We start from the raw sequence: 6,972 nt of genomic DNA on the forward strand, positions 1-6,972 counted from the left end.
CTCAGTACCGCTCGGTACTCGCCTTCTCGTCAATGAGACAGGGGAAAGTCTAACTGCGTGTGGCGGGGACAGGGCTTGGGTCAGCGCAGTTCGTCGGAGTCGAGCGGCTCCCAGCCGTCCATCAGCTCCTCCGGGTAGGCGGCGACCCGGGCCTGGCGCGGGGCCGGCGGCGCCGACGGTGCCTCACCACGCGCCTCACCACGCGCCTCACCGCGCGCCTCACCACGCGCCTCACCGCGCGCCTCACCACGCGGCTTGGCGGCGGCCCGGCGGCGGCCCGGGATGGCGCGCAGCGCCTCGCCGATGTCGGCCACCTCGACCACCTTCATGCCCGGCGGCACCTTGCCCGGGTCCGGCGGGACGAGGGCGTGCGTGAAGCCCAGCCGGTGCGCCTCGGCGAGCCGGCGCTGCACACCCGTCACCCGCCGCACCTCGCCCGCCAGGCCGACCTCGCCGATCGCCACCAGGTTGCTCGGCAGCGGGGTGTCGGTGGAGGAGCTGGCCACCGCGAGCGCGACCGCGAGGTCCGCGGAGGGCTCGCTGAGCTTCACGCCGCCGACCGTCGCGGTGTAGATGTCCTGCTTGCCGAGCTTCACGCCGCCGTGCCGCTCGACGACCGCCAGGATCATCGCGATCCGCGGCGACTCCAGGCCGGAGGTCGTCCGGCGCGGCGACGGGATCTGCGAATCCACCATCAGCGCCTGCACCTCGGCCACCAGCGGGCGCTTGCCCTCCAGCGTGACGGTGAGGCAGGTGCCGGGGACGGGCTTGTCACGCCTGGTCAGGAAGAGGCCGGACGGATCGGCCAGGCCGACGATGCCCTCGTCGTGCAGCTCGAAGCAGCCGACCTCGTCGGTGGCGCCGTAGCGGTTCTTGACCCCGCGGATGAGCCGCAGCCGGGCGTGCCGGTCCCCCTCGAAGCTCAGCACGACGTCGACCAGGTGCTCCAGCAGGCGCGGGCCGGCGATCTGGCCGTCCTTGGTGACGTGACCGACCAGCAGCGTGGCCATGCCGCGCTCCTTGGACGCCCGGATCAGCGCGCCCGCCACCTCGCGGACCTGCGCCGGGCCGCCGGGGGCGCCGTCCAGCTCGGCGGAGGCGATGGTCTGCACCGAGTCGAGGATCAGCAGGCCGGGGCCGACCGCCTCGATGTGCCCGAGCACCGCGCCGAGGTCCTGCTCGGCGGCGAGGTAGAGGTGTTCGGAGAGCGCGTCGATCCGGTCGGCACGCAGCCGGACCTGGCCGGCCGACTCCTCGCCGGTGACGTACAGCGTGCGGTGCTGGGCGGTGGCCGCCTTCGCGGCGACGTCCAGCAGCAGGGTGGACTTGCCGACACCGGGCTCGCCGGCCAGCAGCACCACGGCGCCGGGGACGAGACCGCCGCCGAGGACCCGGTCCAGCTCCGGAACGCCCGTCGACCGGGCCGTCGCGACCTGGCCGTCCACCTGGGCGATCGGGCGGGCGGGCGCGCTGACCGGGCCGGCCGCCGTCGTCCGGATCGGCACCGCGCCGTACTCCTCCACCGTGCCCCAGGCGTTGCACTCCGGGCAGCGGCCGACCCACTTGGGCAGCTGGTTGCCGCACTCGGTGCAGCGGTACGCCGGGCGCGGCTTGGCGGTGGTCTTGGTACGGGCAGCCATGGGGCCCACCGTAGCGTCTGGGTACGACAGTGGCGGGTACGGCCGTGCGGGGGCCGTACGGGGGGCGGGTCCGGTCCGGGTCCGGTCCGGGTCCGGATCGGCTTCCGTTCAGGGCCGGGCGTCCACACACGTGGGCGATGTTGTTACCCGAAAGAAGTACATACGCCAGGAATCGGCCGGACGGGCCGCCCGTCGTCCCTACCGTCGGACGGGTGACAACGCGTACTGATGGGCCGCCGCGCGCGGAAAGACCGGCGACGGCCGTGCTCGCGGCGTACGACCGGCAGGTGGACGGCCTGTTCACCTACTGCCTCTCGGTGCTGTGCGAGCACGACACCGCCGCCGACACCCTGCGCGAGGTCCGCGACCTGGCGCAGCGGCACGGCGGACGGCTGGCCGAACCCGGGCTCGTCCGGGCCTGGCTGTTCTCGCTCGCCCGGTACTGCTGCCTGCGGCGACTCGCGGACGGCGCCGGGGGGACGGCCGGCACCGGGCTGACGGAGGCCGAGGCGGCCCGGCGCCGGCGCGAGCTGGCCTCGCTCGCCTGGCCGGAGGCGGCCGGGACCGGCCCCGAGCAGCGGGAGGCCCTGGAGCTGTCGGTCCGCCACCGGCTGACCCCGCTGGAGGTGGCCGCGGTGCTCGGGCTGCCGTTCGACGCGACCCGGGCGCTGCTCGGCGCGGCGGAGGCGGAGGTCGCCCGCACCAGGTCGGCGCTGCTGGTGCTCGGTGTGGGCAGCTGCCCGGAGCTCGACCGGCTCGGCGGGGCCGGGGCGGAGAGCTGGCGGGACTGGGTGCTCGGGCCGGCGCTGCGGCGGGAGCTCGTGCAGCACGTCGTCGACTGTCCGACCTGCCGGGGGACGGCGGAGCGGGTGGCGGGCGAGGCGGCGGACGGTGCGGGGCCGGCGGGTCCGGCGGGTCCAGCGGGTCCGGCTGGGCTGGCCGGGCTGCCGTTGCTGACGGCGCCCGCCGCGCCGGACGGCATGGTGGCGTACCTGCCGCAGGCGTCCGGGGCCGGGCGCAGTGCGAGTGCGGAGGCGGCCGTCGAACCGGGTCTGCGGTTCGACCAGAGCGGGTTCCCGCGGCACCGCGCGCCGGACGCGGGGCGCGGACTGGCCGTCCGGCGTCGGGTGGTGACCACCGGGGTGCTCGCGGCCGTGCTGGCGGCGCCGGTGGTCGCGCTGTGGGCCGGCCACCGGGGTGGTGGCGGGCCCGGGGCGACGGCGGCCGTGTCGTCGGTACGGGTGGACGAGGCCGGGCGGCAGGCGGAGCAGCGGCCGGCAGGGGCGGGCGGGGTGGGGGTCACCACCTCGGGCGCGGGTTCCGTCGGTGGGACGGGGGTGCCCGGGGTGGAGCTCGCGGGGGCCGGGGCGACGGGTGCAGAAACGTTCTTCCCCGGCTTCCGCGGGCCCGTGCTCCAAGGTCCCGCCGTCCCCGTCCCGGGCCGGGGCGCGACGCCGCTCGGCAGCCCCGCCCTGATCGCCACCCCCGCGACGGCGGTCGGACCGGCCGCCGGATCCGGCTGGGCCGCGGGCGGCGGCGCCGACCGGCCCGCACCGGTCGGGCTGCTCACCGTCGAGGCGGGCGAGTACGGCAACCGGACGGTCCTCACGCTCACCAACTCCGGTGGCAGCGAGATCCGTTGGCACGCGGTCGTGGACGCGGCCTGGCTCCGGCTGAGCCGCGACTCCGGGACGCTCGAACCGGGCCAGCGCATCACGGTGATCGTCACGGTGGACGACGGCCTCGCCCCCACGACGCACTGGACGGCCCGGATCGCGCTGCCGCCGTCCGAGGCCGTGGTCACCCTGGAGGGCGGCCCGCAGGACCACGGCGGCTCCGCCCCGCCGTCCGCCTCGCCGACGCCGACCGCGGCACCGACGGCCACGGCCACGGCCACGCCCGCCCCGGGCACCACCCCGACCGCCACGGCCTCGCCCAGCGCGACGCCCGCACCGACCGCCACCCCCACGGCCCCGCCCACGAGCACGCCGACACCCCAGCCCCCGCCCCCGCCCTCGCACTCGCACTCACCGAGCCCGACGGCCACGGCGTCCCCGAGCGCGACGTCGACGCCGCACCCGCGGAGCGGCGCATCGGCCCCGCCGCAGCCTTCGCCGCGGTGAGGGAGCGCCTTTCGGCTCACACCGGAGGGCGGGCTGCGGCGTCAGGTGCACGCGACGGCGGGTGGGGCGTCTCCCGGCCCGAGCCGAGAGCGGTTCAGCGCCGGTGGATCAGGGGCACCTGGTACGTGCCGTCCAGGACGGACTGCTTCGGCCGGTAGAAGCGGATGATCGGGCGGAACTCGCCCGCCGGGGTGGGCAGCCAGTTCGCCAGTTCCGTCGGGTCCTCGGGCTCCTCGTGCTGGAGGGTCAGGGTGAGCGAGCCGTCCGCGCCGTGCACCAGGCCGGGGGTGCGGTCGCCGATCGAGTAGCGCTCGATCGGGTTGTCCACGAGGTAGTAGTCCGGCAGCGAGTACATCGTGACGGACCAGAACGCCTCGGCCGGCGGCGGCTGGTCGAAGCGGAGCGTGTAGCGGTTCGCGCCGCTGAGCGGGCGGCCGTCGGAGTCGTCGTACGTCATGGCGTACGAGGCCTCGTAGGCGTGGTTGCCCCACAGGCCGGCGCGGGCGGCGGCGGCCCGGCTGAGGTAGCCGGCGCGGCGGTCGGGGATGCGCCACTCGGGGTCGTCGATGGTGCCGGGGCCGAGGTGGTCGATGTTGTAGTCGAACAGGTGCAGCGCCGAGCGCCACTCCCCCAGCGGGTGGTCCTCGGGCGGGCGGGTGGCCGCCTCGACCCGTTCGCGCCCGGCAGCCAGGCCCTTGAGCAGGGTGTGGGTCCAGTCCGAGGCCGCCGCCCGGTACGGGGAGACGCCCTCGTCCAGCAGGCCCAGCGGGGCCAGCCGCCGCTCGTACTCGACGTCGGGCCCGGCGGGCGGGAAGGCCCGCATCCAAATCCGCATCCGTTCGAAGAACGCGAGCCGCTCGGGGACGTCCTGGTCGGGCTCGGGCAGGCCGGCGGCCAGGCCGCCGGGCTCCAGCGGGGTGAGGGTGAGCGCGTTCTGCAGGGCCTTGACCCGGGGGAGGTCGTCCGGGCCGGCGCAGGCGAAGCGGCCGACGACGGTCGCGACCGTGGTCGGCGCCTCGATCACCTTCTCCGGGTCGGGCGGGGTGCCGTGCCAGCCGGGCGGGACGACCAGCCAGGTCTGCGCGCCGGTGCCGGTGGCGCGGCTGCCGAGGTAGGCGAAGTTGTCGGTCCAGGCGCCGACGAACTGCAGCACGTAGTAAGCCCCGGCGGTGTCCGGGACGTGCAGCACCTGGGGGCCCTCGGAGAGGTCGAGCTGGGCGATCGAGTAGACGGTGTCGTTGTTGACCGAGACGAAGTCGTCCCCCGGGGCGGCCAGCCGGGTGGCGTGGCTGAAGCGGTTGAACGTCGCCGCCGGCAGGGTGCCCATCCCGCCCTTGGTGAAGCGCTCGACCATCGTGAGGCCGGCGACGAGCGGGTAGCCGTAGACGTACGCGTCGGCGGCCAGGGCCTCCAGCTCGGGCTGGGTCATCGGGTGTCCTGTCGTGGTCGGTCGGGGGTGGTCGGGGGCGGTCGGGCCTGGGGAGCAGTCGGTCGGGGGTGGTCGTGACCGGTCGGGGTCAGGGGGCGAGCGGCGGTCAGCGCGGGGTGAGCGGCGGGAGCCGCCAGCGGCCGTCGAGTGCGGGCGCCTCGGGGCCGTGGAGCCGCAGGACGACGGTGAACGGGCCGTCCGGCGCCGGGAGCCAGTTGGCGGAGTGCTCGGCGTCGGCGGGGCGCTTGTGCCGGACGTGGAGCGTCAGACCGCCGTCCCGGTCGTGGACCAGGCCCGGGGTCCGGTCGCCGATCGCATAGCGGTCGAGGGTGTTGTCGACCGGTCGGCGGTCCGGGAGCTCGTACAGGGCGGCGGACCAGGAGAAGCGGGCCGGCGGCAGCGCGCCGGGGCCGAACCGGATCGTGTAGTCGCGGTCGCTCGCGCTGGGCGGCCGGTGGCCCTCGCTGTCGGCCGTCCAGGCGCCGCACCAGACCTCCTCGGCGGGGAGGTCGTACGGGCCGAGCCGGGCGCCGAGGGCCTGGCGCAGGTAGTCGGCGCCGGTCTGCTCGCGGGTGCCGGCGAGGCCGCACGCGTCGGGGCGGGCGTCGGCCTCGCGCTCCAGCCGGGCCCGGGCGTCGGCGATGCCGCGCGCCATCTCGGCGCGCACGTCCAGCGGGAGGGCGGCGGGCTCGAACTCGCCGCGGCCATCGATCCCGAGGTCGGTGAGGCGGCCGCGCAGGTCCGCCTCGGCGGGCGGGAGCGGGACGGCGGCCGGGTGGCGGGGCGACGGGAGCGGGAAGAAGCCGAGCAGGAAGTCGAGGAAGGCGAAGAACTCGACGGTGTCCGTCACCTCGTCCCGCCAGACCGGCCAGACCGGGTCCGGGGCGGGGTGCGGCGCCGGGGTGCCCTCGTACTCGTGCAGCGGCCGCAGCCGGTACTGCTGCCGGACGGCCTCCATCGCGGCGACGTCGGCCGGCTCCGGCCCGGCGAGGTGCGTGCGGGCGACGATGCCGGCCAGACGGGTGGCGGTGCGGATCACGCTCCGGACGCCGGGCGGCGGCTCGCCCTGCCAGTCGGGGCCGGCCACCAGGTGGTCGCCGGCCTCCTGGCCGGTGGCGCGGGCGCCGACGAACCCGGCGTACACGGCGTCGAGTTCGTGGACCGGCAGCACGTAGTAGCGGTCGTCGGCGGGGACGGAGAGGACCCAGGGCTCGGCGCGCAGGTCGAGCCAGGCGGAGGAGGACGGGAGGTCGTGGTCGACGGCTCGCTCACCGAGGGGCGAGGCGGGGAGAGTCGCGGTGTGGGGGGTCGCGGTGCGGAGGGTCGCCGGGTCGAGGGCGGACGGCGGCGGGTGGTGACGGAAGACGCCGAAGCCGCCGACGTACGCCGGATCGGCGTCGTCCAGCGCCTGCGCGTACAAGGTGCGGTAGTTCCGCAGGATCGGGTACCCGCGCAGCCACGCCTCGGCAGCCGTCGCACGGACGGTGGTCGGATCGACGAGGGCCGGGCTGACCATGGTGTCGCTCTCCCCAGCAGGATCAGGACAAATCACTACATAGGGGATGCTAGGCGGGGAGGCGCCGGTCAGCACCTGGAGCGGCGGGCGGAGGGAAGCGAAGGGAAGGGGACGCCCCGGGAGAGGGAAAGCGGGAGGGAAGCAGGAGTGGGGGGGGGGGCGGGGGCCCCCCCCCCGCCCCCCCCCCCCGCGGGGGGGGGGGGGCGGGCCCCCCCCCCCCCCCCCACCACCGCAAGGCGGCCCCGCGCGGCGGGCCCGGCCCCC

Annotated in this window: 4 protein-coding genes; 1 reads left to right on the forward strand and 3 read right to left on the reverse strand. The window is 76.5% G+C overall.

The window, feature by feature from the left end; all coding sequences use genetic code 11:
- Window positions 1–80 precede the first annotated feature (80 nt).
- On the reverse strand, window positions 81–1,640 hold the full coding sequence (gene radA / locus ACFV4G_RS20820; RefSeq protein WP_380442409.1) for a DNA repair protein RadA: 1,560 nt from the start codon (window positions 1,638–1,640) through the stop codon (window positions 81–83).
- A 212-nt stretch (window positions 1,641–1,852) separates the two neighbouring features.
- Between radA and ACFV4G_RS20825 the strand changes: the two genes are divergently transcribed.
- Window positions 1,853–3,763 carry a hypothetical protein gene (locus ACFV4G_RS20825; protein ID WP_380442411.1) on the forward strand — a complete coding sequence of 637 codons (1,911 nt, stop codon included), beginning with the start codon at window positions 1,853–1,855 and terminating at the stop codon, window positions 3,761–3,763.
- Between the two features lie 94 nt (window positions 3,764–3,857).
- Here ACFV4G_RS20825 and ACFV4G_RS20830 read toward each other — a convergent pair whose 3' ends face one another.
- Together ACFV4G_RS20830 and ACFV4G_RS20835 are read right to left on the reverse strand one after the other, a co-directional pair.
- Window positions 3,858–5,192 carry a DUF1254 domain-containing protein gene (locus ACFV4G_RS20830; protein WP_380442413.1) on the reverse strand — a complete coding sequence of 445 codons (1,335 nt, stop codon included), beginning with the start codon at window positions 5,190–5,192 and terminating at the stop codon, window positions 3,858–3,860.
- 106 nt (window positions 5,193–5,298) lie between these two features.
- Complete coding sequence (locus tag ACFV4G_RS20835) at window positions 5,299–6,708, reverse strand: DUF1254 domain-containing protein (protein WP_380442415.1); 1,410 nt, start codon at window positions 6,706–6,708, stop codon at window positions 5,299–5,301.
- Between the last annotated feature and the right edge of the window lie 264 nt (window positions 6,709–6,972).

This window comes from Kitasatospora sp. NPDC059747 (genome assembly GCF_042732955.1).
GTDB lineage: Bacteria > Actinomycetota > Actinomycetes > Streptomycetales > Streptomycetaceae > Kitasatospora.